Source organism: Amycolatopsis albidoflavus (genome assembly GCF_039525725.1).
Classification (GTDB): Bacteria; Actinomycetota; Actinomycetes; order Mycobacteriales; family Pseudonocardiaceae; genus Amycolatopsis; species Amycolatopsis albidoflava.
Genome location: NZ_BAAAHV010000005.1, coordinates 384,615 through 409,609 on the forward strand (window position 1 = coordinate 384,615; position 24,995 = coordinate 409,609).

23 protein-coding genes are annotated in these 24,995 nt (G+C 68.4%); 9 read left to right on the plus strand and 14 right to left on the minus strand.

What is annotated here, in order from left to right; all coding sequences use genetic code 11:
* Positions 1–68: 68 nt before the first annotated feature.
* On the minus strand, positions 69–449 hold the full coding sequence (locus tag ABD156_RS06300; RefSeq protein ID WP_344267655.1) for a DoxX family protein: 381 nt from the start codon (positions 447–449) through the stop codon (positions 69–71).
* A gap of 55 nt (positions 450–504) precedes the next feature.
* The gene (locus ABD156_RS06305) at positions 505–1,281 is read right to left on the minus strand and encodes a GntR family transcriptional regulator (protein WP_344267657.1); all 777 of its coding nucleotides are present in this window, start codon (positions 1,279–1,281) and stop codon (positions 505–507) included.
* Between the two features lie 76 nt (positions 1,282–1,357).
* Between ABD156_RS06305 and ABD156_RS06310 the strand changes: the two genes are divergently transcribed.
* Together ABD156_RS06310 and ABD156_RS06315 are read left to right on the plus strand one after the other, a co-directional pair.
* Positions 1,358–2,575, plus strand: coding sequence for an APC family permease (locus ABD156_RS06310; RefSeq protein ID WP_344267659.1), 1,218 nt, complete (start codon positions 1,358–1,360; stop codon positions 2,573–2,575).
* A gap of 294 nt (positions 2,576–2,869) precedes the next feature.
* On the plus strand, positions 2,870–3,679 hold the full coding sequence (locus tag ABD156_RS06315; RefSeq protein ID WP_344267661.1) for a S1 family peptidase: 810 nt from the start codon (positions 2,870–2,872) through the stop codon (positions 3,677–3,679).
* Between the two features lie 674 nt (positions 3,680–4,353).
* On the opposite strand, the gene ABD156_RS06320 is transcribed toward ABD156_RS06315, so the two are convergent.
* A complete protein-coding gene (locus tag ABD156_RS06320; protein WP_344267663.1) occupies positions 4,354–4,815 on the minus strand; it encodes a MarR family winged helix-turn-helix transcriptional regulator in 462 nt (153 codons plus the stop codon).
* A gap of 61 nt (positions 4,816–4,876) precedes the next feature.
* On the opposite strand from ABD156_RS06320, the gene ABD156_RS06325 reads away from it, so the two are divergent.
* Positions 4,877–5,770, plus strand: a complete 894-nt coding sequence (locus ABD156_RS06325; protein ID WP_344267665.1) for an alpha/beta hydrolase — start codon at positions 4,877–4,879, stop codon at positions 5,768–5,770.
* Between the two features lie 3 nt (positions 5,771–5,773).
* On the opposite strand, the gene ABD156_RS06330 is transcribed toward ABD156_RS06325, so the two are convergent.
* A complete protein-coding gene (locus ABD156_RS06330) occupies positions 5,774–6,880 on the minus strand; it encodes an NAD(P)H-dependent flavin oxidoreductase (protein ID WP_344267667.1) in 1,107 nt (368 codons plus the stop codon).
* An 8-nt stretch (positions 6,881–6,888) separates the two neighbouring features.
* A complete protein-coding gene (locus ABD156_RS06335; protein WP_344267669.1) occupies positions 6,889–8,484 on the minus strand; it encodes an acyl-CoA synthetase in 1,596 nt (531 codons plus the stop codon).
* 65 nt (positions 8,485–8,549) lie between these two features.
* Here ABD156_RS06335 and ABD156_RS06340 point away from each other — a divergent pair, with 65 nt between their 5' ends.
* Entirely contained in the window at positions 8,550–9,338 is a 789-nt protein-coding gene (locus ABD156_RS06340; RefSeq protein ID WP_344267671.1) for a crotonase/enoyl-CoA hydratase family protein, read from the plus strand.
* Between the two features lie 225 nt (positions 9,339–9,563).
* Here the strand turns inward: ABD156_RS06340 and ABD156_RS06345 are convergent, their stop codons facing one another.
* Complete coding sequence (locus ABD156_RS06345) at positions 9,564–11,093, minus strand: acyl-CoA synthetase (RefSeq protein ID WP_344267673.1); 1,530 nt, start codon at positions 11,091–11,093, stop codon at positions 9,564–9,566.
* Positions 11,094–11,172: 79 nt separating this feature from the next.
* Between ABD156_RS06345 and ABD156_RS06350 the strand changes: the two genes are divergently transcribed.
* From ABD156_RS06350 to ABD156_RS06360, 3 genes are read left to right on the plus strand one after another with little or no spacing between them, the layout of a single operon-like run.
* Positions 11,173–12,156, plus strand: a complete 984-nt coding sequence (locus ABD156_RS06350; RefSeq protein ID WP_344267674.1) for a Zn-ribbon domain-containing OB-fold protein — start codon at positions 11,173–11,175, stop codon at positions 12,154–12,156.
* 6 nt (positions 12,157–12,162) lie between these two features.
* Complete coding sequence (locus ABD156_RS06355) at positions 12,163–13,215, plus strand: thiolase domain-containing protein (protein ID WP_344267675.1); 1,053 nt, start codon at positions 12,163–12,165, stop codon at positions 13,213–13,215.
* On the plus strand, positions 13,212–14,372 hold the full coding sequence (locus tag ABD156_RS06360) for a thiolase domain-containing protein (protein WP_344267676.1): 1,161 nt from the start codon (positions 13,212–13,214) through the stop codon (positions 14,370–14,372). Before ABD156_RS06355 ends, ABD156_RS06360 begins: the two co-directional genes overlap by 4 nt.
* On the opposite strand, the gene ABD156_RS06365 is transcribed toward ABD156_RS06360, so the two are convergent.
* The 3 genes from ABD156_RS06365 to ABD156_RS06375 form a co-directional block, all read right to left on the minus strand.
* A complete protein-coding gene (locus tag ABD156_RS06365; RefSeq protein ID WP_344267677.1) occupies positions 14,369–15,397 on the minus strand; it encodes a YhjD/YihY/BrkB family envelope integrity protein in 1,029 nt (342 codons plus the stop codon). The two genes, ABD156_RS06360 and ABD156_RS06365, sit on opposite strands and share 4 nt — an antisense overlap.
* Before the next feature lie 43 nt (positions 15,398–15,440).
* Positions 15,441–16,217, minus strand: coding sequence for a transglutaminase-like domain-containing protein (locus ABD156_RS06370; RefSeq protein ID WP_377928402.1), 777 nt, complete (start codon positions 16,215–16,217; stop codon positions 15,441–15,443).
* Positions 16,218–16,301: 84 nt separating this feature from the next.
* Positions 16,302–17,528 (minus strand): cytochrome P450, encoded by a 1,227-nt coding sequence (locus ABD156_RS06375; RefSeq protein WP_344267681.1) that lies wholly within the window; start codon positions 17,526–17,528, stop codon positions 16,302–16,304.
* A 255-nt stretch (positions 17,529–17,783) separates the two neighbouring features.
* Here ABD156_RS06375 and ABD156_RS06380 point away from each other — a divergent pair, with 255 nt between their 5' ends.
* Complete coding sequence (locus ABD156_RS06380; RefSeq protein ID WP_344267683.1) at positions 17,784–18,914, plus strand: steroid 3-ketoacyl-CoA thiolase; 1,131 nt, start codon at positions 17,784–17,786, stop codon at positions 18,912–18,914.
* Between the two features lie 186 nt (positions 18,915–19,100).
* Here the strand turns inward: ABD156_RS06380 and ABD156_RS06385 are convergent, their stop codons facing one another.
* Positions 19,101–19,478 (minus strand): VOC family protein, encoded by a 378-nt coding sequence (locus tag ABD156_RS06385; protein ID WP_344267685.1) that lies wholly within the window; start codon positions 19,476–19,478, stop codon positions 19,101–19,103.
* Between the two features lie 272 nt (positions 19,479–19,750).
* Complete coding sequence (locus ABD156_RS06390; protein WP_344267688.1) at positions 19,751–20,233, minus strand: pyridoxamine 5'-phosphate oxidase family protein; 483 nt, start codon at positions 20,231–20,233, stop codon at positions 19,751–19,753.
* Positions 20,234–20,315: 82 nt separating this feature from the next.
* On the opposite strand from ABD156_RS06390, the gene ABD156_RS06395 reads away from it, so the two are divergent.
* Complete coding sequence (locus tag ABD156_RS06395) at positions 20,316–21,131, plus strand: alpha/beta fold hydrolase (protein WP_344267690.1); 816 nt, start codon at positions 20,316–20,318, stop codon at positions 21,129–21,131.
* Positions 21,132–21,156: 25 nt separating this feature from the next.
* Here the strand turns inward: ABD156_RS06395 and ABD156_RS06400 are convergent, their stop codons facing one another.
* The 3 genes from ABD156_RS06400 to ABD156_RS06410 are packed head-to-tail and all read right to left on the minus strand — an operon-like array spanning position 21,157 to position 24,994.
* Positions 21,157–22,320 carry a low temperature requirement protein A gene (locus ABD156_RS06400; RefSeq protein ID WP_344268516.1) on the minus strand — a complete coding sequence of 388 codons (1,164 nt, stop codon included), beginning with the start codon at positions 22,318–22,320 and terminating at the stop codon, positions 21,157–21,159.
* Between the two features lie 41 nt (positions 22,321–22,361).
* Positions 22,362–23,564: a metal-dependent hydrolase family protein gene (locus ABD156_RS06405; protein ID WP_344267692.1), complete on the minus strand. Its 1,203-nt coding sequence runs from the start codon at positions 23,562–23,564 to the stop codon at positions 22,362–22,364.
* Positions 23,561–24,994: a sodium:solute symporter family protein gene (locus ABD156_RS06410; protein WP_344267694.1), complete on the minus strand. Its 1,434-nt coding sequence runs from the start codon at positions 24,992–24,994 to the stop codon at positions 23,561–23,563. Before ABD156_RS06410 ends, ABD156_RS06405 begins: the two co-directional genes overlap by 4 nt.
* Between the last annotated feature and the right edge of the window lies 1 nt (position 24,995).

A 24,995-nucleotide genomic window follows, 5' to 3' on the forward strand; every position in this document is an offset into this window, starting at 1 on the left:
TCGGCACGGGGAACGCCAGGTGAAGCAGCCTCGAATATTGGACCAGATGAGTTACCGTTCCGTTATCTTCAGAGTCGGCCCGCCGCGACGAACACGCATACCGCCAGAATCACGACATTCGCCGCGACGTTGCGGTACTCCGCGGGGCGGTGCTCGGTGACGGCCAGCCTGGCGTGGCCCGCCATCGCGCCGACCATCACCACGGCCAGGCCGATCGCCGCCCACCCGGTGAGCGCCGGGGCGATCCCGGTCAGCCTCGGCAGGATCAGGCCGGCCACCGCGACGAGTTCGCAAATCGCGGCGAAGCGCACGACCGGCATCGGATACGCGGCCACCCCGGTTTGCCCGGTCTCGATCAGCCGTTGCCGCGACATCGTCGACTTCAGCACGCCGGACAGGGCGAAGAGCAGGGCGAGAGCCGCCTGGGCGATCCACAGTGCGATGTCCATGGTTGTCCCTCCGTTCGACGCAGAGGGAACGAAGGGGCGACGCCGGATGTGACAGCTACTCGACGCGGCTCAGTCGCGTGACGAAACTCAGCCGGTCACCGCGGTACAGCGACCGGACCCGCTCGAACGGCTCGCCGTCCGGACCCCACGACACGCGGTGCATCAACAGCATCGGCAGAGCCGGGTTCGTGCCGATGAGCAGCGCTTCGCGGGGTGTCGCGAGCACGGTCTCCACGCGTTCCTCGGCCCCGTCGAAGACGACGCCCAGTTCGTCGCGCAGGAACGCGTACAGCGACTGCTCCGGGTCGAAATCCTCCGGCAGCGTGGGGAACTTGTCGGCGCGGAGGAAGGTCGATTCGAGACCGACGCGCTCGTCGTCGGCGAGCAGGACGCGCTCCAGGTGAATCACCTCGGCGGCCGGTTCGATCCGCAGGTCGGCGGCCAGTCCGGTGCCCGCCGCGCGACGTTCGAGCGTGATCAGCGTGCGACCGGGCCGGATGCCTTGGCGGCGCAGGCCTTCGGTGTAGCTGACGAGCGCGAGCGGCTGGACCAGCTTCGGCGCGGCGACGTACGTTCCGCTCCCCTGCCTCCGCGACAGCCTGCCTTCGAGCACCAGCTCGCCCACCGCTTGCCGGACCGTCGCGCGGGACACCTCGAACCGTTCGCACAGTTCGCGTTCCGTGGGCAGCGCACTGCCTTCGCCCAATTCGGCGATGACGGCCAGCAGTTCGACCTTCACGGCGTAGTAGCGCGGCACTCGGCCGTGATCCGGGATGCCGTCGCGGACCGGTCCGTCGGCGGACAGGCGGGACAGCGGCGAAGACGTGGGCACGAGACCCGAGCCTATGCCAGACACGCGGCGCGTGGTTCGCTGTCTCGCGAACTGACCCCACGGGAGGACCCCCGCAATGCCGTTGGCCCGCCGGTTAGGCCTCGCTGACGCCGTATTCATCGGACTCGGTTCGATGATCGGCGCCGGCGTTTTCGCCGCGTTCGCTCCCGCCGCGCGTGCCGCGGGTTCGGGATTGCTGCCCGCGCTCGCCGTGGCCGCGTTAGTCGCCTACTGCAACGCGACTTCTTCCGCCCGGCTTGCCGCGCTGTATCCGGAATCCGGTGGCACCTATGTGTACGGACGCGCTCGGCTCGGTGAATTTTGGGGATACATAGCGGGTTGGGGATTCGTCGCCGGGAAAACGGCGAGCTGTGCGGCGATGACGCTGACCGTTGTCGCGTATGCCGCTCCCGGGCTCGGGCAGCCTTGGCGGAGCTTGCTCGCAGTGGGCGTGATCGGCTTGGTCACCGGCGTGAATTACCTGGGCGTGCACCGGTCCGCTTTGGCTACTCGGGTGATCGTTTGCATCACTCTCGTGGTGCTTGCCTTGGTCGCGGTTTTCGGTTTTTCCGGCACGCACGTTTCCCCATGGACTCCGTTCCACGGCGGCGGAGTGCTCGAAGCGGCCGGATTGCTGTTCTTCGCGTTCGCCGGCTATGCCCGGCTGGCGACGCTGGGCGAGGAAGTCCGCGACCCGGCCCGTACGATTCCGCGGGCGATTCCGCTCGCTTTAGGACTGACTCTCGTGGTGTACGCCGTGGTGGCGGTGGTGCTGCTGGTGACGTTGGGGCCAGACGGGATCGGAGCGAATCCCGATCCGCTCGCTGCCGCCGTGCCGTGGCTGTCACCGGTGGTTCGCGTTGGTGCGGTGGTGGCTGCGTCGGGGTCGTTGCTGGCGTTGGTGCTGGGCGTTTCGCGGACGACCCTCGCGATGGCGCGGGACGGGCATCTGCCGCGGTTTTTGACCGCGGTGCATCCTCGGTTTTCGGTGCCGCACCGGGCTGAGCTGACGGTGGGCGTGGTGGTCGCGGTGCTGGCCACGACGACGGATTTGCGTGGTGCGATTGGATTTTCGTCCTTCGCGGTGCTCGCGTACTACGCGGTGGCGAACGCTTCCGCGCTGACGCTGCGCCGGGACGAAGGGGCCGCGCCGAAGGTGGTTGCGGCTGGCGGGCTGGCGGGGTGTGCGGTGCTGGCGTTCAGCTTGCCGCTCTCTTCGGTGCTCAGCGGGTGTTTGGTGCTGGGGCTCGGAGGGGTGGCGTACTTGGTGCGTCGGCGAAGGGTTGCGCGCTGAGTTTTTGTTCTCTGGCACGGGTTCCAGCCGGTGCCGCCGTATCCGGTGCGCGAAAGTCCCCCTCGCTCCGCCCCCGACCGGTTACTCCGAAAATCATCCACCCCCAGGTCAAAGCCGCTTTTACCGCGGTTTCCGGTGCCGAAATCTGCCGGATCCGGTGAAGAATCCGAAAGATCCGAAGAAAGTTGGTTGTCCACTTACCGTCGCTCTGGTGTAGTCGATTCGTCACCGCACGACACCTCCCCGCCCCCAGGGAGCGGAAGCTCCACAGTGGACACCGGAAGGACAATCCCCTTGGCCGACAAGCGAAACTTCAGCATGCTCACGCGAGTACTGGCAGGCGCGGCAGCACTCGCGGCCGCCGCCGGACTGGCGACGCCCGCCATGGCGTCGACGCCGCCGTCGCCGGGCGCGGAGCCTCAGGTTGTTGGCGGGACTCGCGCCGACCAAGGGGAATTCCCGTGGATGGTCCGGCTTTCGATGGGCTGCGGCGGGGCGCTGTACACCGATCAGCTCGTGCTGACCGCCGCGCACTGCGTCGACCGCACCGGAGCGGACTCGTCGATCACCGCGACGCTCGGCGTGGTCGATCTGCAGAGTTCGAGCGCCAAGAAGGTGCGCTCGACCTACGTCTACCGCTCCCCGACGTACGACTCCACCGGCGGCGACTGGGCGCTGATCAAGCTCGCGAGCCCGGTGAGCGGCGTCCCGACCCTGCCGATCGCGAAGAACGCCGACAACAACTCCGGCACGTTCACCATCGCCGGCTGGGGCGCGGCCCAGGAAGGCGGGGCGCAGCAGCGCTACCTGCTGAAGGCCGAGGTCCCGTTCGTGGACGACTCGACGTGCCAGTCCCAAGGCGGGTCCTACGCCGACCTGAAGCCGGACGCGGAACTGTGCGCGGGCAAGCTCGACACCGGCGGAGTCGACACCTGCCAGGGCGACTCCGGCGGCCCGATGTTCCGCCGCGACGGAGCGGGCGAATGGATCCAGGTAGGCATCGTCAGCTGGGGCGACGGCTGCGCCAGGGCGCACGCACCCGGCGTGTACACCGAGGTGAGCTCGTTCGCCTCGGACATCGCGTCGGCGGCCGGGAAGATCTGACGTTCTGACTGCACACCGAGCCGGGTGCGGGACTCCGTCGGGGTTCCGCACCCGGCCTGTGCGGCGTTTTCCGGTGCGGTGGTGCGGTGCGGCCGGGAACCGCGAGGATGGATCGGGCACGCCGCACGCGAGCATCGGTCCGCCGGGTCTCGGGCCGCGCGGGGTGAAGTCCGGGACGGGGTCCCCGCTCCGCCGGCACGCCCGAAGCGGGGCCAGTGCCAGAACGCCAAGCCGTCAGCCACTCCGGTAGCCCGCCGGAAACTCCGCGCGCCGCTCCACGAGCACCACCTGACGCGCGGAAAGCACCGCAACACCAAGGCCAGCCCCGTTAACCGCCGGAAACCCCGCGCCGCCCACCAACACCCCCGGAGCAGGGCAACCACAGCAACACCAGATCGTCAGACAGCCCTGCCGACCCACCAGAAGTCCCGCGTTCCGCTCCAGCAACACCGCCCCACGCGCGGCAAGCACCTCAACACCAAGCCCGCCAGACAACCCCGCCAACCCGCCAGAAACCCCGCGCACCGCCCCACCAACACCAGCGAAGCAGGGCGAGCACCGCGCCTCCAGCTCGTCAGCCAGCCCCGCTAACCCGCCAGAGACCCCGCGCAGCGCCCACCAACGCCAGGGAAGCAGGGGCCAGCGCCGCAGCTCCAGCTCGTCAGCCAGCCCCGCTAACCCGCCGGAAGTCCCGCGTTCCGCTCCTCCAAAGCCCCCCGAAGCGCGGCGAGTGCCGCAATGACCACCTCGGTCTGGTCCTCTCCGAGCACCGAGCCGACCAGCGTCTCGAGCTCCGTGCGAAACGTCTCTCCCGCCGCCGCGGCCAGGTGCCGGCCTGGAGGGGTCAGCTCGACCAGTGACGACCGCCGGTCGTCCGGATTCCGCACCCGGCGCACCCAGCCGCGCGCTTCGAGGCGGTCGATGCCCTTGCTCGTCGCCCCGATGCCGATGGCGAAGTTCATCGCCAGGTCCGCGACCCGCGACTGCGGATGCCGCTCCAGATACCGCAGGAACTCGAACTGCGAAGCGACGATCCCGTGCTCGGCCTTGAGCCGCTCCCCCACCGCGTTGTAGAGCCGGGTCTCGGAGCGCACCAGATGGTCGAAGAGCTGCTCGTTTGCCGAAGTACCTGCCACGGCATATAGTCTACCATTACATGCCTCAGAATATACTTCCGCAGAATCTTCAGGAGCACAGATGAGCAGGGAACAGCGCCGCGCGATCGACGAGCAGCTGCGGCGGGTACCAAAGGGGGCCGGACCGGTGCCGGTCGAGCAGATGCGGGCCGGGTTCGCCGCGTTGATGAGCGGGTTTCCCGTCCCCGCCGAACCGCGGCAAAGCAGCGCCACGCTCGCCGGGCGGCCAGCGGTCCTGGTCGAACCGCCGGCCACACAGCGGCCGGGCACGATTCTGTACTTCCACGGAGGATCGTTCTCGCTGGGATCGCCGCACACCGCGATGGCGCTGACGGCGAATCTCGTTCTGCGCACCGGAATCCGCGCGCTCTCGCTCGACTACCGGCTAGCGCCCGAGCACCCGTTCCCGGCCGGGATCGAGGACTGCCTCGCCGCCTACCGGAGCCTGCTGGAGGACAACGACCCGTCCTCGATCCTCTTCGCGGGCGATTCCGCGGGCGGCGGCCTCGCCGTGACCACGACTCTGGCCGCCCGCGACGCGGGGCTGCCGATGCCCGCCGGGATCGTCGCGTTCTCGCCGGGGCTGGACCACACCCGCACCGGGGCGTCGATGAAGACTAAGGAAGCCCTCGACCCCTTCTTCACCAGGGAAAGCATGGGCCGCACCGGCGAGCTGTACCTGGCAGGCGCGGATCCCGCCCAGCCGCTGCTCGCCCCGGCGGCCCACGCCGACCTGACCGGGTTCCCGCCGATCCTGCTGCAGGTCGGCACGAACGAAGTCCTGCTGGACGACTCGGTCCGCCTAGCGGAACGCGCGCGCGACGCGGACGTCGACGTGATCCTCGACATCACCGCCGACGTCCCGCACGTCTTCCACACCTTCACCGACACCCTCGACGAAGCAGGGCAAGCCCTCGACCGCGCCGCCCTCTTCATCCAGCAGCGCCTCGCCTGAACCTCAGCGGATCTTGTCCAACCGGGACACCGTCTCCTCGAACCCCTGCACCAGATCCGCCATCACCTCGGCCACCGGGCGGACCCGGTTCATCCTGCCGACGATCTGGCCCACCGGCATCGACACCACCGACGGGTCCGCTGCGGCGTGGATCCGGTTGTGCGCGTGGGAAACCAGCAGGTTCTGCAACGGCATCGGCAACGGTTCCGGCGCGCCCGGCGCTGCCCACGCCTCCGTCCAGCGGGTCCTCAGCAGGCGAGCGGGCTTGCCGGTGTAGATCCGGGTCCGGACGGTGTCCGCGGAGGTCGCTTCCACCAAGGCGTTCTGCATCGCCTCCGATTCGGGCATCGTTTGCAGGTATTCCTGCGTCGCGAGCCAGTACGAGCCCATCCACGCGCCCGAAGCGCCCAAGGCCAGCGCGGCGGCGACCTGGCGGCCGGAGCCGATGCCTCCGGCTGCCAGCACCGGGGCGCGGTCGCCGACGGCGTCGACGATTTCCGGCACCAGCACCATGGTCGCGATTTCGCCGGTGTGGCCGCCTGCTTCATGTCCTTGCGCGACAACGAGATCCACGCCGTTGTCGACGTGCCGAGCCGCGTGTGAGCCCTTTCCGGCGAGGGCTGCGACCGGAACGCCCGCGTCGTGGGCTCGGGTGATGACGTCGGTCGGAGGCGAGCCCAGCGCGTTGGCGATCAGGCTGATCCGGTGGTTCAGCGCAACGTCCACATGGGACCGGGCGACGGAGTGCAGCCAGCCGAGAACGCCGGCTCGTTCGTCGGTGTCGTCGGGCAGGGGCGGGACCGCGAGGTCCTTCAGCACTTTATCGACAAACGCCCGGTGCCCCGGCGGGATCAGCTCGTTCAGGTCGGTCTGGGTGCCTTCGGAAGGGATCTTCGCCGGCATCACGATGTCGACGCCGTAAGGCTTTCCGTCGGTGTTCTCGTCCATCCAGGACAGCACCGCGTCGAGTTCGGCGGCGTCGTTGAACCGGACGCAGCCCAGCACGCCCATGCCGCCCGCGCGGCTGATCGCCGCCGCGACGTGTTCCGACGGGGTGAATCCGAAGATCGGCACCTCGATGCCGAACCGGTCGCACAACGATGTGCGCATGCGCCCTCCTAGGCGGGTTCGTGTTCGGCGGCGTACCGCTGGGCCCACGGATAATCCGGCTTCCCGCTCGGCGAACGGCCGATTTCCTCGGCCAGCCACACCGTCCGCGGCACCTTGTACCCGGCGACCTCGGTCCGCACATGCGCTTCCAAGGCGGCCAGATCCGGCTGCACGCCGGGACGCGGCTGGACGACAGCGGCGACGCGCTGGCCGAGCCGGTCGTCCGGGATGCCGATGACCAAGGCGTCGAAAACGTCCGGGTGCGATTTCAGCGCGCCCTCGACTTCTTCCGGATACACCTTTTCGCCGCCGGTGTTCACGCACTGCGATCCACGGCCCAGCAACGTAACCGTGCCGTCTTCCTCGTAGCGCGCGTAATCGCCGGGCACGACGTAACGGACGCCGTCCACCTCGGTGAAAATGGTGCGGGTTTTCTCCGGATCGCCGTAATAGCCGAGCGGAACGTGGCCGCGGCGGCCGATCAGCCCGATCGCGCCAGGCTTCGGTTCGACCACTTGGCCGTCGTCGTCCAGCAGGATGGCGTCCTTGCCGAAGTTCACGCGCGGGCCCGCGGAATGGTCGGAATCCTTGCCCACCATGCCGATTCCGGTAAACCCGCTCTCCGACGAACCGATCGCGTCGGTGATCACGACGTTCGGCAGCATCTCCAGGAATTCCTGTTTCACCGAATGCGAGAACAGCGCCGCGTGACTCGACACCGCGACCAGCGACGACGCGTCGTACTCACCGGAGCGGTAGGCGTCCACGAGCGGCCGGGCCATCGCGTCGCCGACGATCGTCAGCACCTGCACCTTGTGTTCCTGCACCGCGCGCCAAACGTCGTGCGCGTCGAACTGCGGGACGAATACCACCGGGCTGCCGGTGAACAGCGCGCCGAACGCGGCCCACTGCGCCGCTCCGTGGATCAGCGGCGCGGCCGGCAGGCGCACGAGCGAACCGGATTTGCCTTGTTCGCTGAGCGTCCATTCGTCGGGCACGTACTCGCCGGTGACGAAGTTGATGCCGCCGCCGAGCGCGCGCCAGATGTCCTCGTGCCGCCACAGCACACCCTTGGGATAACCCGTGGTGCCGCCGGTGTAGAGGATGTACAGGTCGTCGGCGCTGCGCTCGCCGAAGTCGCGTTCGTCCGACTCGCCCTCGAGCGCCGCCTCGTACTCGACGCCCGTCTCGTACGGCGTGCCCGAACCGTCCTCGACGACTACAACGTGTTTCAGTTTCGGCGTTTCCGGAAGCACCGCCGCCACCCGGTCGGAGTAGCGCCGCTCGTGCACCAGCGCCACCAGGTCGGCATTGGTGAACAGATAGCGGAGTTCTCCGTGGACGTAGCGGTAGTTCACGTTCACCGCGATCGCGCGCAGCTTGTACGCGGCGAACATGGCTTCCAGTGCCTCGATGGAGTTCCGGGAATAGACACCGATGTGGGAGCCGGGTCCCACGCCGTGCGCGGCCAGATGGTGCGCCAGCCGGTTCGCGCGCTTCTCCAGTTGCGCGAAGGTGACCTGGCGTCCGCCGCACACGACCGCGACGCGTTCCGGCACGGCGTCGACGGCGTGCTCGAGTAGATCCGCGATGTTGAGTGCCACGCACCCAAAGTAGAACATGTTATCGTTCTGGGCAATGACCCCGGCCCGTTATTAAGGAGGCCCCGGTGGCCGAACCCCACGCACTCGTCAGCCTCGAAGGCCACACGCTCGTGGTGACGATGAACCGCCCGGAAGCCCGCAACGCCCTCACCGGCGAGATGCTTTCGATCATGGTCGAGGCCTGGGACCGAGTGGATTCGGACGACCAGGTGCGCAGCTGCGTCCTGACCGGCGCCGGCGGAGCGTTCTGCGCGGGCGCGGACCTGAAGTCCATGTCCCGCAACGCCCCCGACAAGTCTTTCTCGAACGGCTCCTTCGACCCGAGCCGCATCGAAGGCTTGCTCAAGGGCCGTCGTCTCACCAAGCCGCTCATCGCCGCCGTCGAAGGCCCGGCCATCGCAGGCGGCACGGAGATCTTGCAAGGAACCGACATCCGGGTGGCCGCGGAAAGCGCGAAGTTCGGCGTCTCCGAACCCCGCTGGGGCCTGTTCCCGATGGGCGGTTCAGCCGTGCGGCTGCCCAGGCAAATCCCGTACACCGTCGCCGCCGACCTCCTCCTCACCGGCCGGCACATCACCGCGGCGGAGGCGCGCGACATCGGCCTGGTGGGCCACGTCGTCCCCGACGGTCAAGCGCTGGCTCGCGCGCTAGAACTCGCTGACCTGATCAACGACAACGGCCCCCTGGCGATACGCGCGATCCTCAAGACCATCCGCGACACCGAAGGCATGCACGAGGAGGAAGCCTTCAAACTCGACGCCAAGTACGGCATCGAAGTCTTCGCCTCCGCAGACGCGAAGGAAGGCCCCAAAGCCTTCACCGAAAAACGCAAGCCAAACTTCCAAGGCCGCTGACCACTGTCCGTGAAGGGCTCCTTGAGGGAATCTAATTCCCTCAAGGAGCCCTTCACGGACCTCAGCACACCCACCCAAGCCGCACACGGGGGCACCCAGACCCCCACAACCCCGATACGAAGCCAAAAACACGGGCGGCGGGTGCTTGTCAAGGCATCTTTCCCGCCTTGACAAGCACCCGCCGCCCGTAGTCACCATCAGGCTGAGGGGTGGTGGGCCCCCACCTCACGACACGTACTGATCCCGCAACTTCCGCTTGTAAAGCTTCCCATTGGGATCCCGAGGCAACTCCGGCAAGTAATCCACCGAGCGAGGCAACTTGAACCGAGCCAACCGAGTCTCCGCATACGCGAGCAACTCGGCAGTCAACTCCGCAGACCCCGAAACCCCGTCCGCAGGCTGCACCACCGCCTTGATCTCCTCGCCCCAATCCTCATGCGGCACCCCGAACACAGCCACATCCGCGACCTTCGGATGCATCACCAGCTCACCCTCGATCTCCGCCGGATAAATATTCACCCCGCCGGAAATGATCATGTCCGCCTTGCGGTCATGCAGGAACAGATACCCGTCCTCGTCGAGATGCCCGACGTCGCCGAGCGTGAACAAGTCCCCGACCCGGGCCTTCTCCGTCTTGGCCTTGTCCCGGTGATACTCGAACTTGGAGTCGCCCATCTTCATGTACACCGCGCCGGTCTCGCCCGTCGGCACCTCTTCCCCGGCGTCGTCAAGAATCCGAATCGTCGACCCCGGCCAAGGCAGCCCGACAGAACCAGGCTTGCGCAGCCAGTCCTCGCCGTTGATCACCGTTCCGCCGCCCTCAGTCGCCGCGTAGTACTCGGTGACGACGGGACCCCACCAGTCGAGCATCTGCCGCTTCACCTCAAGCGGACAAGGCGCCGCCCCGTGAATCATCACCCGCAGTGAACTGTGGTCATATTTCGCGCGCACGTCGTCCGGCAAGCCCAGCAACCGACGGAACTGCGTCGGCACCATGTGGCTGTGCGTAACCCGATGCCGTTCGATCAACCGCAGCATCTCCTCTGCATCCCACCGGTCCATCAGCACCGCGGTATGCCCCAACTGCAGCGAAATAGCCACAAAATTCAGCACCGCCGTGTGATACAGCGGCGACCCGCACAAATGCACGTGATCGTCGAACGGCCGCAGCCCGAACACCCCGAAGAACCACGTCGAAGCAGCAGGCACCTGATCCGGATCAGCCCCGGTCAACGGCCGCTTGACGCCCTTGGGCCGCCCGGTCGTACCGGACGTGTAGAGCATCGGCGACCCGGCAGTCCGCTCGTCCGGCCGCCCGTCCCCGAGCCCGGCGCCCAATTCCTCGGCTCGACGGAAGCCAGGCACCGCACCGACAGCGAACCGCGCCGAAGCAGGCAGCCCGGCCTCATCAGCCGCAGCCACCGCGACGTCGGCGAACCGCTCATGCGCCAGGAACGCCTTCGCCCCGCTGTCGGAGAGGATGTACGCGACTTCCGGCCCGACCAGATGCCAGTTCACCACCACCACGTACAGCCCGGTCTGGATCGCCGCGAAGTACGCCGCGACCAGGTCGTCGCCGTTCGGCAGCAACAGCACCACCGAATCGCCGACGCCCAAGCCCAGCTCTCGCAAGCCAGAGGCGTACCGGTTGGCTTTCGCCGTCAGCTCGCCGTAGGAGATTTCCCGCCCGTCCGGATCCACCAGCGCCACCCGGGCGGGCTCGGCCGCGGCGATGGTCCACAGTCCCAGGTCCATCTCCCAAATCTAGAACGCGTTCCACCTAGACACAACAGGTTCCTTGCCTCGGATTCGAGAACGTGTTTCACTCGGAGCTGTGACGGTTTCGGATGCCCCTCTGTCGGCGCCGCTCAACGTCGGCTTCGACTACACCCGTTCCACCGGCCCGGTGCTCGGCCGCTTCGTCAACGCGCTGCGCGAACGCCGGATCGAGGGCGTGCGCGGCAGCGACGGACGCGTGCACGTGCCGCCGGTCGAGTACGACCCGGCCACCGCGGACCCGTTGACGGAGTTCGTCCCGGTGAGCGCGGAAGGCGTTGTCGTTTCCTGGTCCTGGTGCGCGGATCCGCTCGACGGCCAGCCGCTGTCGCGTCCGTTCGCCTGGGTGCTGGTGAAACTCGACGGCGCGGACACCAGTCTGCTGCACGCGCTCGACGCCGGTTCCCCGGACAATGTCCACATCGGACAGCGCGTGCGCGTGCGGTGGGCGGACGAGACCGTCGGCCACATCCGCGACATCGCGTACTTCCTGCCCTCCGGCGCACCGGACACCACGCCCACCGAGACTCCGCCGCCGGTGGCGAAACGCGAGGAAGGCGCGCCGGTCAGCGTGATCATCACGCCGGTGCACCTGAAGTACCAGCATTCCGCGTCGCCGGAGGAAAGCCGGTACCTGCGCGGCCTCGCCGAAGGACGGATGCTCGGCCAGCGCTGCCCGGAATGCGGCAAGGTCTACATCCCGCCGCGCGGCGCGTGCCCGGTGGACGGCGTGCCGACCACCGACGAGGTGGAACTGCCCGACACCGGCATCGTCACGACCTTCTGCATCGTCAACGTGCCGTTCCTCGGCCAGCGTCTCAAACCGCCGTACGTCGCGGCGTACATCCTGCTCGACGGGGCCGACATCGCCTTCCTCCACCTCGTGCTCGGCTGTGCCGCCGAGGAAGTCCGGATGGGCATGCGCGTGCGCGCCAACTGGCGGCCGCGCGAGGAATGGTGGACGTCGCTGGAGAACATCAGCCACTTCGAACCCACCGGCGAGCCGGACGCCGCGTACGAGACTTTCGCCCACCACCTGTGAGGAACCATGCCTGAAGTAGCCGTAGCCGGTTTCGCGCAGGCGCCCAACGTCCGCAAGACCGAGGGCACCACCAACGGCGTGGAAATGCTCGTGCCGATCCTCGCCGAGGCCTTCGCCGCCACCGGACTGTCCAAACAAGACATCGGATTCTGGTGCTCCGGTTCGTCGGATTACCTTGCCGGACGCGCGTTTTCGTTCATCGCCGCGGTCGACGCGCTGGGTGCGTTCCCGCCGATCAACGAGTCCCATGTGGAAATGGACGCCGCGTGGGCGCTGTACGAGGCGTGGCTGAAGATCCGCACCGGCGAGGTCGACACCGCGCTCGTGTACGGCTTCGGCAAAGCCAGCGCCGGACAGCTCCGCCGCGTCATGGCGATGCAGCTGGACCCGTACCTCGTCACTCCACTGTGGCCGGACTCGCTGGCGATTGCCGGCCTGCAAGCCCGGCTGGGCCTCGAAGGCGGGCTGTGGTCCGAAAAGGACCTCGCCGAAGTCGCCGCCCGGTCTCGCGCGGATGCGGCGAACAATCCGGCCGCGCAGCTGTCCGGAACCGTGGACGTCGCTGATCTGCTCGACACCCCGTATGTCGCCGATCCCCTTCGTGCGCATGACATCGCGCCGGTAACCGATGGCGCGTCGGTGATCATCCTGGCGTCGGAGGAACGAGCCCGCGACCTCGTGGAGCGGCCCGCGATCATCTCCGGGCTGGAGCACCGCATCGACTCCCCCGTGCTGGGCGCGCGCGACCTCACACGCTCCCCGTCCACCGCCATCGCCGCAGATCGGCTGGATCTCGACGGCGTCGAGCTGGCCGAACTGCACGCGCCGTTCACACATCAGGAACTCATCCTCCGCCGCGAACTTGGTTTCGACGACAACGTACGGATCAATCCGTCCGGCGGCGCGCTCACCGGGAATCCGATGTTCTCCGCCGGTCTCGCGCGGATCGGCGAGGCCGCCACGCGGATCCATCGCGGCGAGGCGGCCAAGACGCTCGCCCACGCGACCAGCGGACCCGCCCTGCAGCAGAACCTCCTCGCCGTGCTGGAGGCACGATGACCAAGCAGCTCGCTGCGGTGCTCGGGACCGGGCAGACGCACCACCGCGCGAAGCGCACCGACGTGTCGATGGCCGGTCTGCTCCGCGAAGCGATCGACCGCGCGATGGCGGACGCCCAGGTCGGCTGGGACGACATCGAAGCCGTCGTGATCGGCAAGGCGCCGGACCTGTTCGAGGGCGTCATGATGCCCGAACTGTTCCTCGCGGACGCGTTGGGCGCGAACGGAAAGCCGCTGATTCGCGTCCACACCGCGGGTTCGGTCGGCGGCTCGACCGCACTGGTCGCCGCTTCGCTGGTCCAGTCCGGAGTGCACCGGCGCGTGCTGACGGTGGCGTTCGAGAAGCAGTCCGAATCGAACGCGATGTGGGGCCTGTCGATCCTGCCGCCGTTCCAGATGCCGGTCGGAGCTGGAGCCGGCGGGTATTTCGCGCCGCACGTGCGGTCTTACATCCGCCGTTCCGGTGCGCCCGAACACATCGGGGCGATCGTGGCGGCGAAGGATCGACGCAATGGCGCGCTGAATCCGTTCGCGCACTTGCAACAGTCCGACATCACGGTCGAGTCGGTGCAGGCGTCGCAGATGCTGTGGGATCCGATTCGGTACGACGAAACGTGTCCGTCCTCCGACGGCGCTTGCGCGATGGTGCTCGGCGATGAAGCCGCCGGAGACGCCGTGCCCGGCGGCGCGGCCTGGATCCACGCGACCGCGATGCGGACCGAGCCCACGACGTTCGCCGGACGCGACCAGGTCAGCCCGCAAGCCGGTCGAGACGCGGCTGCCGCGTTGTGGCGCGACGCGGGCATCACCGATCCGCTGTCCGAAGTGGACGTCGCGGAGATCTACGTGCCGTTCTCCTGGTTCGAGCCGATGTGGCTGGAGAATCTCGGCTTCGCTGCCGAAGGCGAAGGCTGGAAGATCACCGAAGCCGGGGACACCGCGATCGGCGGACGGCTGCCGGTGAACGCTTCTGGCGGCGTGCTGTCGTCGAATCCCATTGGCGCGTCCGGGATGCTGCGGTTTTCCGAGGCAGCGAAGCAGGTGATGGGCCGCGCTGGGGATTACCAAGTGGACGGTGCCCGAGTCGCATTAGGACACGCCTACGGCGGCGGCTCGCAGTACTTCAGCATGTGGGTCGTCGGATCGGAAAAGCCCTAGTCTTTTCGTCGGCCTCGCAACGCGAAGAGTGTCCCTAGCGCCCCGACCATCGCGCCCAGCACAGCAGCTCGCGCACTGTGCTGCTTGGGCGCGATGATCGGGCGCAGCTGCGTCGCGGCCGGAGGCTGGATCGGTTTGCGCGGCGCGTCGCGAGCGGTGGCGGTCCAGGCGGTGATGTACACGAGCATCCGCGCGATCAGCGAGATGAAGAACAGCAGACCGATCACCGAACCGAACGCGACTCCGGACGGCGACACGCTGATCAAGTTGAGGTAGAACCCGCCAGCCTGTTTGAGCAGCTCGAATCCCACTGCCGCCGCCACCGCGCCGCGCATCGCGCTGCGCCAGCCGACGCGTTCGCGCGGCAGCCGGGTGAGAACCCACAGGAACACCATCCAGTCGGCCAGCAGCGCCAGCGGCACCGAAACGAACGACAGCACGGTGTGGCCCCAGCTCGTGTCCTCGACACCGACCAGGCTCAGCAGCGAGCGGCCGACCGCGGTGCCGGACGCGGAGATCCCGAACGACACCAGCAGCGCGGCGGCCAAGCCGAGCAGCGCGAGCACGTCCATCAGGATGGTGCGCAGCAGCGGCCCCTCGGACCGGTTCTGGCCGTACATCGCTGTGAGCGCGTCCCGCAGTGCGTTCATCCAGTTCCAGCCGGAGTACAGGCCCACGACCAGACCGGCGACCCCGACGCCGGTGCGCTGGTCCACGAACTTCGTCAGGATCGACGACACCTGCTCGCCGATCGGGCCGGGCAGCGAGCCGGAGATGCCGCGCACCAGCGCGTCGAGCAGGTGCGGTTGCGTCGCCAGGACGAACCCGGCCGCCGACGACGACAGCATCAGGATCGGCACCAGCGACAGCAGGCTGAAGTAGGTGATCGACGCGACGTAGTGGTAGCCGCCGTAGTCGATGTACCGGTTGGTGGCGCGAGCGATGTGGTCCAGCCATCGATACCGGGCACGCGCGCGGGCCCATCTGCTCGGCCCAGGGGTCTTGCGGGAACGCTTCACTGTCACTGTCTACCCAGCGGACGCGCTGTTTGTCGCAAAAGACACGCATTCAGGCCAGTACGACCGGGGCGTGCCCGTCGTCACGCGGCAGCGGCCCGTCGGTCGTGGCGAAGACGGTCGCGCCGAGGAAGTCGAGTTCGCAGCCCAGGGTCGCGAGGAACGGGGTGTCGGCGGCGTCGCGTCCGGTCGCGATGCGGAGCATGGTCTGGCGCGGGGCCAGCCGGGTGGCGTCGAAGACGTACCAGCGGCCGTCGATGCCCGCTTCGAAGACCGCGTGAAAATCCATCGGCTGCAAGCCCGGCGCGTACACCGACGTGTAGCGCGCGGGGACGTCCACGATTCGGCAGAGCGCGACGCATACATGGGCGAAGTCGCGGCACACGCCTTCGCCGGCGAGGAGCGTGTCGATGGCGTCGTGAGTGGGGCCGCCGGAGCCGACGACGTACGCGAGCCTGCGGTTCACGTGCTCGACGATCGCCTGCACCCGCTCGCGCGCAGTGGCGAGATCGCCGATGCCCAGCGGAAGGAGCCCGCCCATCCGGTCGGACGGGCAGTACCGGCTGGGCCGCGTATAGCGCGCGACGTCGGCGAGCGTGACCGGTTCGGCGCTGCCGCGGTGCAGCACGCGTTCGCCGTGATAGGCCACGCGATGCTCGCCCTCGGCTAGGTCGTACACCTCCGCGCGCGTGCCGTGTTCGAACTCGGCGGTGCGTGCGGAACCGGCGTCGGACACGGTGAGTTCACCGGCGTCCGCGCGCACGGCGGCGACCGAGATCGCGGCGAGGCCGGGTTTCGTCACCCGGACGCCGAATTCCGCGTCTACCATCGTGCGCACGGGGCCATCATGCCGGTGCGCCGTGCTCCTTGCCGATCAGGTGCGTCACCCGGGCGTTTCGCCTGTTCAGTCTGCTCAGGCGTAGCGGACCTGGTAGTGCTTGATCCCGTTGAGCCAGCTGGAACGCAGCCGCTCGGGCGCGGCCGCCTCGGCGATGTTCGGCATCACGTCGGCGATCGCGTTGAAGATCAGGTCGATCTCCAGCCGGGCCAGGTTCGCGCCGATGCAGTAGTGCGAACCGGTGCCGCCGAAGCCGACGTGCTGGTTGTCCTCGCGCATGATGTCGAACTTGCCGGGATCGTCGAAGACCTCGGGGTCGAAGTTGGCCGAGCTGTAGAACATCCCGACGCGGTCGCCCTTGCGGATCCGCGCGCCGCCCAGTTCGGTGTCGCGGGTCGCGGTGCGCTGGAACGCGACGACCGGCGTCGCCCAGCGGACGATCTCGTCCGGCGCGGTCTTCGGGCGCTTTTCCTTGAAGAGGTCCCACTGCTCCGGGTGGTCGAGGAACGCCTTCATGCCGTGCGTGATGGCGTTGCGGGTGGTCTCGTTGCCCGCGACGGCCAGCAGGATCACGAAGAAGGCGAACTCGTCGGAGCCGAGCGATTCGCCGTCGACGTCGGCCTGGACGAGCTTCGTGACGATGTCGTCCATCGGGCAGCGGCGGCGGTCCTCGGCCATGTTCCAGGCGTAGCCGACGATCTCGGCGGAGGCGGCGAGCGGCTCGACGTCGTACTCGGGGTCGTCGTAGGCGATCATCTGGTTGGACCAGTCGAAGATCTTGAGCCGGTCCTCCTGCGGCACGCCGATCAGCTCGGCGATCGCCTGCAGCGGCAGCTCGCACGCGACGTCGATGACGAAGTCGCCCGAGCCCTTTTTCTTGGCCTCGTGGACGATTCGCTCGGCGCGGTCGCGCAAGGTGTCCTCGAGCTTCGAGATCGAGCGCGGGGTGAACCCCTTCGACACGATGCGGCGGAGCTTGGTGTGCTGCGGCGCGTCCATGTTCAGCAGGACCAGCCGGTTGGCGTCGAGGCCTTCCTGGGTCATCTGGTCGTCGAACCGGATGATCGCGGTCTTCTCGCCTGACGAATAGAGCTCGCTGTCGCGCGAGACCGCCTTGACGTCGGCGTGTCGCGTGACGACCCAGTAGCCGTCGTCGCCGAATCCGGCGGTGTTGTGCGGCTGCGGGTTCCACCAGACGGGCGCCGTGCGGCGGAGTTCGGCGAACTCCTCCAGGGGCAGCCGGCTGGCGTAGAGGTCCGGATCGGTGAAGTCGAAACCGGCGGGCAAAAGCGGGGCTGCCACGGCTTGGCCTCCTGCGCGGGATCGGCGGTGATACCCAACTGCAACGCGTTCTATGACCCCAGTAGAGCATACGGTGTTAACCAACGGAACCCGCTTGAGTGAAACCTGTTTACTTTACCGTTCCAGATCCGGTTGGCGCAGGTGAGCGCTTGCTCAGGATCCAGTGATCGACTTCCGCTTTTTCGTGGGCTTGCTTGTGTTGAATAGGAACGTGTTCTAGTTTTGCGGGGTACGGAGCTCGGAAAGGGGACACTCGTGGGCGAACCGGTGATCGTGGCGGCGGCACGCACGCCGATCGGCAAGCGCGGCGGCTGGCTGTCCGGCCTGCACGCGGCCGAACTGCTGGGCGCGGCCGTGCGCGGGGTGGTCGACCGGGCAGGCATCGACCCGGCCCAGGTGGAGCAGGTGATCGGCGGAGCGGTCACGCAGGCGGGCGAGCAGTGCGGCAACCTGACCCGCACCGCGTGGCTGCACGCGGGCCTGCCGGAATCGACCGGGGCCACGACGATCGACGCGCAATGCGGTTCGGCGCAGCAGGCCGCGCATCTGGTCGCCGGCCTGATCGCGGCGGACGCGATCAGCGTGGGCGTGGCATGCGGGGCCGAGGCGATGAGCCGCGTGCCGCTCGGCGCGAACCGCGGAGAGGGCGTCGGCTCCCCCAAACCGGACGCGTGGTCGATCGACATGCCGGACCAATACGGTGCGGCAGAACGGATCGCGGCCCGGCGAGGCATCACGCGCGAAGACGTCGACGCCTTCGGGGTGCGCTCCCAGGCCAATGCCGCGGCGGCCTGGGCGGCCGGGCATTTCTCCCGGGAGATCGTGCCGGTGACGACGGAAGCCGGTGTGGTGGACCGGGATCAGGGACTGCGAGAGACCACAATGGAGGGTCTGGCCCGGTTGAAGCCGGTGGTGCCGGACGGAATCCACACGGCAGGCTCGTCGTCCCAAATCTCCGACGGCGCCGCCGCGGTGCTGATCATGGACGCTTCGTTGGCCCGCTCGCTGGGCCTGCGCCCGCGCGCCCGGATCCGGCGGCAGGCCTTGGTCGGAGCGGAGCCGTACTACCACCTGGACGGTCCTGTTCAAGCCACTGCGCGGGTTTTGGACGCGGCCGGGATGAAGATCGGCGACGTGGACCTGTTCGAGGTGAACGAGGCGTTCGCGTCGGTCGTGCTTTCGTGGCAGCGCATGCACAATCCGGACGAGTCGCGAGTGAATGTCAACGGCGGCGCGATCGCCCTCGGACACCCGGTAGGAAGCACCGGCGCGCGGCTGTTGACGACGGCGTTGCATGAACTGGAACGCCAGGACAAGACGACGGCCCTGGTGTCGATGTGCGCTGGCGGCGCGATGGCTACGGCGACGATTTTGGAACGGATGTGAGCTGCTGGCCCGGGTCGTGGATCCGGGCCAGCTCTTGCTGTGGTGGGTCCCGCGTCAACTTTGCGGTGGCAGGGAAACTCTCGCGGGCAGAACCGGCCGGGATCGATGCTGCCGCTGTCGCGCGCGGCGTATCCACGTGATCGCCCGGACGTTCTCGAGCCGTCGCTGACCCGCTTGTCAGCCGGGTCAGGGCCGGTCGTCAGTCCAGAAGCAGAACGGATGCCCGGCCGGGTCCAGCAGCACCCGCACGTCCCGCTGCGGCTGAAATTCCGCCATTTGCGCCCCCGCAGCGACCGCCTTCGCGACCGCGGCTTCCAATGCGCCGCGGCCGTCGACCTCGAAGTCGAGGTGCAGCTGCATCTGCTGCTGCCCGGCGCCGGCCGGCCACACGGGCGGCACGTACCGCGCCTCCAGCTGAAACGACAGCCCCGGCCCGCCTCCGGGCGGACGCAAGGTGACCCAGTCCGGCTCGTCAGCGCCGATCGGCCACCCGAGCAGCTCCCGGTAGAACTCGGCCAGCGCCCGCGGTTCGGGCGCGTCGAGCACGGTGGACGTGAGTTTCATCAGCCCAGGTTAGAGCTTCGACCGGCTCGTTCCCTGTCGTTGGCGCTCACCGCTTCTCGCGGCCAGTTCGCCTCGATCGGCGTGCGCCGCCGCGACGCGCGGCCAATTGGCTCGACAAGCCAGCCCCAGCCACGCGACCTGACCGCCTTGCCTCGACCGCCTCACCACCAATGCGCCCAGGCCGCCTCACCTCGATCCGCTCGCCCCGCCACACCAGCGGGCCAACCACCCCTCAACCAGCCGACCTCCTCAAGCCCTCCGTCCCCTCCCCTTCACCCCAGCTCCAGCTCCGTCCGCACCGCGGGACCGTTGTCCGGCCTCGCGAAGCGCACCCAGCTCCCCGGGTGCCACGATTCGATCCACAGCGTGTTGTCCTCCACCCACGTCACCACGGCCTCCCGCAGGTCCAGCCGGAACAGGTGGCTCTCCTGTCCCTCCTGGATCCGCGCTACCTCCGCCGGGTCGGTGATCTCCACCGCGCGGCCGGCGATTTTCGCGTCGCCGCCTTCCTCGATGCCGGGGTAGGCGTGCAGGGCGAAGCGATCGTCGCGCCGGAGGTCGCGGGCCTTCAGCGCGTCGAGCATCGACCCGAGGTAGGCCTCGCCGTCCCGGAAGTCGATCTCCGAACCGCTCACCCGCGGCGAACCGTCGCTTCGGAGGGTCGCCAGGACGTGCGAATCCGCGGCATCGAAACGGGCTCGTACGCGCGAGGCCAGCGACGGGACGGCGGCACTGAACTCATCCCAACTCGTCATCTCCGGAGTCTCGCACCCCCCACCGACAAAAACCGGCGTCCCGGAAGCGATCGGGTGACCCTGGTTGTGCTTGACTCTCGGCATGATCGCGGAAGATGCGGAGACTGCCGAGCATCGCTGTCCGGTCGAGGGCGGCGAACTGGCCGTCCGCACGACCGGCGAGGGGCCGCACCTGCTGCTGGTCCCCGGCGGGACCGGCGCGGCGGACTCGTTCCGGGCGCTGGTCAAGCTTGTGCGCACCGACTTCACCGTGATCACCTACGACCGTCGCGGGCATTTCGCCAGCACCGACACCACGACCGGGCCGGTTCCGGTGCCGCTGCAGGCGGACGACGCGCTCGCCGTTCTCGACCACGTCGCCGGGAGCGGGCCGGTTTCGATGTTCGGGACCAGTGCCGGCGCGCTGATCGGGCTGGATCTCGTCGCGCGGTATCCGGACCGGGTGACGACGTTCGTCGCGCACGAACCGCCGGCGATCCAGCTGATGCCGGACGCCGCGGGGATTCTGGAGGCCGCGGCGGCGCAGGTCCGGTTGGCCCGTTCGGGTGATCTGATGGGTGCGGTCACGCGGTTCGCGGACGGCATCGCTGGTGCCGCGCTGCCGGACCTGCCGCATCTGCGGCTGCCGAACGAAAGCGACTGGCTCCGGCTGTTCGACCGCGAGCTGACCGAGTTCTTCGACTATCTCCCGGACTTGCGCGCGCTGCGCCGCACGAACACCGAGATCGTGCCGGTCGCCGGGGAGGCCAGCCGCGGCTGGTATCACTACCAGCCCGCCAAAATCCTCGCCCTCGAGCTGGGACTGCCGTTCACCGAGACGCCGGGCGCGCACCTGGCGCCGCAACGGAATCCGGCCAAATTCGCTGCCGCGCTGAAGGATCTTCTCGCCAACGCCTGAGAACTGTGCGGCGGCAAAGAGCCCCTCACGCAGCGGAACCGGCAGCGGCAACCCGCTTCCGCCGCGGAAACTCCCGCACCAAGCTCGGGACGATAGCCAACAGCAGCAGCCACAAGAACCGCGCCGGAGTCAGGCCCCCGCCCACCGCGCCGAGGACGGCCGGAATTCCCCATCCGGCGAGCACGCCGACGAAATCCCACCGTTTCCACGTCCCGGAAGCCACCCGCGCGACCGCGCCCACCACGGTGAACGCCGCGACGCACCCGCACAGCAACCACCGCGTCCCGGCGGCGACGTGGCCGTGCGCGACAGACTCCACCGCGTCCCCGAAACCCGCCGCCGACGCGGCCAGCAACCCCGCCACCAGGCAGTGCACCGGCAGCAAAACCCGCGGCCCCCAAGCGGTCTGGGACAAATACGGGATCCCGCCGAACCCCTGGAACAGCGCCGCTCCCCACAAAGCCGCCAGCAGCGCCAGCACCCCGAGAACAGTCGAGAGCAACGACCAGTCCCAGTCCGGGATCTCCGTCATCGCGTCGGTGACCGTCAGCACGCCCTCGCCCAGCACGATGATCGTGAACAGGCCCAGCCGCTCGCCGAAATGCGCGATATCCAAGTGCGCGAAGGCCAGCCCCGGCGCCGGCCGCTTCGACTGGGTCGCCCGTTCCGCCACCTTGGCCGCGAGCTGCTCCCCCGACATGGTCAGCCCGGCCACCAGGTCGATCCCCAGTCCCAGCGCCCACAGCGCGTACTTCCAAGGCGCGTCGACCCAGAACGAGACAAACCACGGCACCACGCCCATCCCGGCGTGCACGATCGGCCATTCGACGATGATCCGCGTGCTTCCCTGGCCTTCCCACACCCGGCTCGCGAGCCCGCGCACCGCGACGTAAGCGATGGCGAAGCCCTGCGCGTGCTCGCCGATGTCATGCACCGAACCCGCCATGAAGACCAGCCCGGCCATCGCGAGCAGCAGCGGCATGGTGCGCGCCGCCGAACCGGTGACGTTGCCGTACACGGTGAAGCACATCCACGCGGTCCAGAACGCGAGGAAGCACACGACGTAGAGGCCGGCGTCGCTCCAGGAGGTCGTTCCGCGCACGAGATGCGAAAGCTGGGCGACGCCGGCGACCGCGACCAGGTCGAAGAAGAGTTCGAGCCAGGACGCGTGGCGTTCCTCGGTTTTCATGATCACGGCGCACAGTATGCCGTGATCATGAAACCGCCACCTCAAACCGCGCGCGCTCCGTCCTGCCACACTTCCCGAACGTTCCCCGCCAAAGCCGGGAAATCGTAGATATCGCCCGAAACGACCACGAGGTCCGCGCGGTACCCCGGAGCCAGCCTGCCCAGTTCGGCGTCCTTGCCCAGCAGCTGGGCGGCCGACGAAGTGGCGGCGACCAGCACGTCCGCGGGACTCATCCCGGCCGAGCGCATCAGCTCCAACTCTTCGAGGTTGGTCCCGTGCGGGCCGACGCCGCTGTCGGTGCCCATCGCGATCCGGACCCCGGCCGCGACCGCCCGGCGCACCGAATCCAGATGCACCTCCGCGACCTCTTTCGCCTTCTGCACCACCGCATCCGGCAACGCCGCGCCCGCGGCCGCCGCGCGGATGACGTTCACCGGCGCCACCAGCGTCGGGACCAGCCACGTGCCGCGCGCGAGCATCAGTTCGATCGCCTCGTCGTCGAGGTAGATGCCGTGTTCGATCGACCGGATCCCGGCGCGGACGGCGTTCTTGATCCCCTCCGAGCCCTGTGCGTGGGCCATCACCGCACGCCCTTGCATGGTCGCTTCGGCGACCAGGACGTCCAATTCCTCAAGCGTGAACTGCGAATGCCGAGGATCGTCCCGCGGCGACAGCACCCCGCCGGTGGTGCAGACCTTCAGCACGTCGGCCCCGGCCCGCAACAGAGTGCGCGCGACCCGGCGCATCTCGTCCGGTCCGTCGGCCAGCGCGCTCGGGCGGCCGGGATGCGGGAGCGACAGCGGAACGCAATGCCCGGACGGCATCCAGCCGTCGCCGTGCCCGCCGGTCGGACTGATCAGGCCGATCGCGATTTCCAGGCGCGGCCCGGGAATCAGGCCGTCCGCGACCGCCTGCTTGATGCCGAGGTCGGCCCCGGCGGCGTCGCGCACCGTGGTGATGCCGAGCTTCAGCGTGGTCCACAGGTTCCGCGCCGCCTCGTAGAACTGGTACGAGAACGGCTTCTGCACCCGCTGCAGCAACCCGAGATCCGACACCGTGACGTGCACATGGCAGTCGAACATCCCGGGCAGCAGCATCGCGCCGGTGCAGTCCACCGCGCGGTCGCCGTCGAGGCCGGCGCCGACCGCGACGATCCGGCCGTCCTCGACCGCGACGTCCGCCGGCGCGGGCGGGCTGCCCGTCCCGTCGAACACCGTGCCGCCGGCGAAAAGGGTCCGCGTCATACCGGTTCTCCTGTCTCCACAATGTCTCCGGACCGGGTCGCGGCCCGTTCGACGGCCGCCGCGATCGCGAGCACGACCACGTTGACCGCCAGCCCGACCAGCCCGACGTTCACCGTCCCGACGAGCTTGGTGTCCACAAAGGTCAGCCAGATCACCACGACCTCGCCCGCCAGCAGCCCGGCGAACACCGGGACTTTGCCCACCGGGACCTTCTTCAGGAAGCCCAGCAGGTTCGCCGGGGCCAGCTGCACCGACCCGGAATAGGTGAGCAGCAGCAGGTTCGCCAGCAGGTCCGGCCGGTAGATGCCGAGCACCAGGGCGAGCGCGCTGGCCAGCACGACCGTCCCGTGATTGATCCAGAACTGCTTGCGTTCGCTGCGCACCCGGGTGATGTTGCGGGCCACCAAAGAGGAAATGCCGATCAGGATCCCCGCCGCGGGCACCATCGCGGTGGCCGTCGCGGCGACGACCACCAGACCGGTGACCCAGCCCGGCAGCGCGTCCTTGCTCAGCGTCAACAGCACGCCGTTCGGGTCGCTTCCCTTCGGCACCACCAGAATCGCCGCGAAACCGATGATCATCGGCAGCAGCAGGCACAGCTCGTACACCGGCATCCAAGTGTAGTTGCGGCGCAGCACCTTCGGATCGCGCGCGGACATCAGCGCCGGCCAGGTGTGCGGCAGCGTCATCAGCCCGACGCCGATCGCGCTCACCAGCATGCTCGTGATGAACCACGTGTGGTCATTGGCCCCGGCGTGCACGAACAGCTTCTCCGGATGCAATTGGTCGATCTTGTGGAACACGCCCGACACGCCGCCGGCGAAATGCGCGGGCACCGCGACGATCAGCACCACCAGGACGACGAGCATGATCGCGTCCTTGAAATACGACGTCGCCGCCACGCCGCGCAGCCCGGCCCACAACACGAACGCGACCACCAGGACGCTGCCCGCGATCATGCTGAGCGTGCCGGACGCGTGGTCGCCGGTCACGAGCCGGACGATCAGCCCGAGCCCGGTGATCTGCAACTGCAGATACGGCAGCACGAACACGACGCCGAGGATCGCCGACACCGTGCCGAGCGCGCGGCTCGAGAACCGGTCTTCGAGGAAGTCGCCCTGGGTCAGATAGCCGCGCTCCTTGCCCATCCGCCAAATCCGCTTGGCCAGGAAAAACAAGACCACGTAAGCGATCGGCACATACGGCAGCGCGTACATCGCGGCCACGCCGCCGGAGAACGCCAACCCGGCCATGCCGAGGAAGGTGAAGGTCGTGAAAACCTCCCCGGCCTGCAAAAACCACATGGTGAGCGCGCCGAACTTCCGGCCGCCGACGGTCCACTCCGCGAGATCCGCGGCAGGACGGCGACGGCCGACGAAGCCCAGCACGCCGATCAGCACGATGCCGACGAGAGTGAAAGCGAGGATCATC

Excerpts from the sequence above, each read along its gene's own strand:
- ABD156_RS06300 (WP_344267655.1), bottom strand. The coding sequence starts at position 449 with ATGGACATCGCACTGTGGATCGCCCAGGCGGCTCTCGCCCTGCTCTTC.
- ABD156_RS06310 (WP_344267659.1), top strand. The coding sequence starts at position 1,358 with ATGCCGTTGGCCCGCCGGTTAGGCCTCGCTGACGCCGTATTCATCGGA.
- ABD156_RS06325 (WP_344267665.1), top strand. The coding sequence starts at position 4,877 with ATGAGCAGGGAACAGCGCCGCGCGATCGACGAGCAGCTGCGGCGGGTA.
- ABD156_RS06330 (WP_344267667.1), bottom strand. The coding sequence starts at position 6,880 with ATGCGCACATCGTTGTGCGACCGGTTCGGCATCGAGGTGCCGATCTTC.
- ABD156_RS06345 (WP_344267673.1), bottom strand. The coding sequence starts at position 11,093 with ATGGACCTGGGACTGTGGACCATCGCCGCGGCCGAGCCCGCCCGGGTG.
- ABD156_RS06355 (WP_344267675.1), top strand. The coding sequence starts at position 12,163 with ATGCCTGAAGTAGCCGTAGCCGGTTTCGCGCAGGCGCCCAACGTCCGC.
- ABD156_RS06360 (WP_344267676.1), top strand. The coding sequence starts at position 13,212 with ATGACCAAGCAGCTCGCTGCGGTGCTCGGGACCGGGCAGACGCACCAC.
- ABD156_RS06370 (WP_377928402.1), bottom strand. The coding sequence starts at position 16,217 with ATGGTAGACGCGGAATTCGGCGTCCGGGTGACGAAACCCGGCCTCGCC.
- ABD156_RS06385 (WP_344267685.1), bottom strand. The coding sequence starts at position 19,478 with ATGAAACTCACGTCCACCGTGCTCGACGCGCCCGAACCGCGGGCGCTG.
- ABD156_RS06390 (WP_344267688.1), bottom strand. The coding sequence starts at position 20,233 with ATGACGAGTTGGGATGAGTTCAGTGCCGCCGTCCCGTCGCTGGCCTCG.
- ABD156_RS06395 (WP_344267690.1), top strand. The coding sequence starts at position 20,316 with ATGATCGCGGAAGATGCGGAGACTGCCGAGCATCGCTGTCCGGTCGAG.
- ABD156_RS06400 (WP_344268516.1), bottom strand. The coding sequence starts at position 22,320 with ATGAAAACCGAGGAACGCCACGCGTCCTGGCTCGAACTCTTCTTCGAC.
- ABD156_RS06405 (WP_344267692.1), bottom strand. The coding sequence starts at position 23,564 with ATGACGCGGACCCTTTTCGCCGGCGGCACGGTGTTCGACGGGACGGGC.
- ABD156_RS06410 (WP_344267694.1), bottom strand. The coding sequence starts at position 24,994 with ATGATCCTCGCTTTCACTCTCGTCGGCATCGTGCTGATCGGCGTGCTG.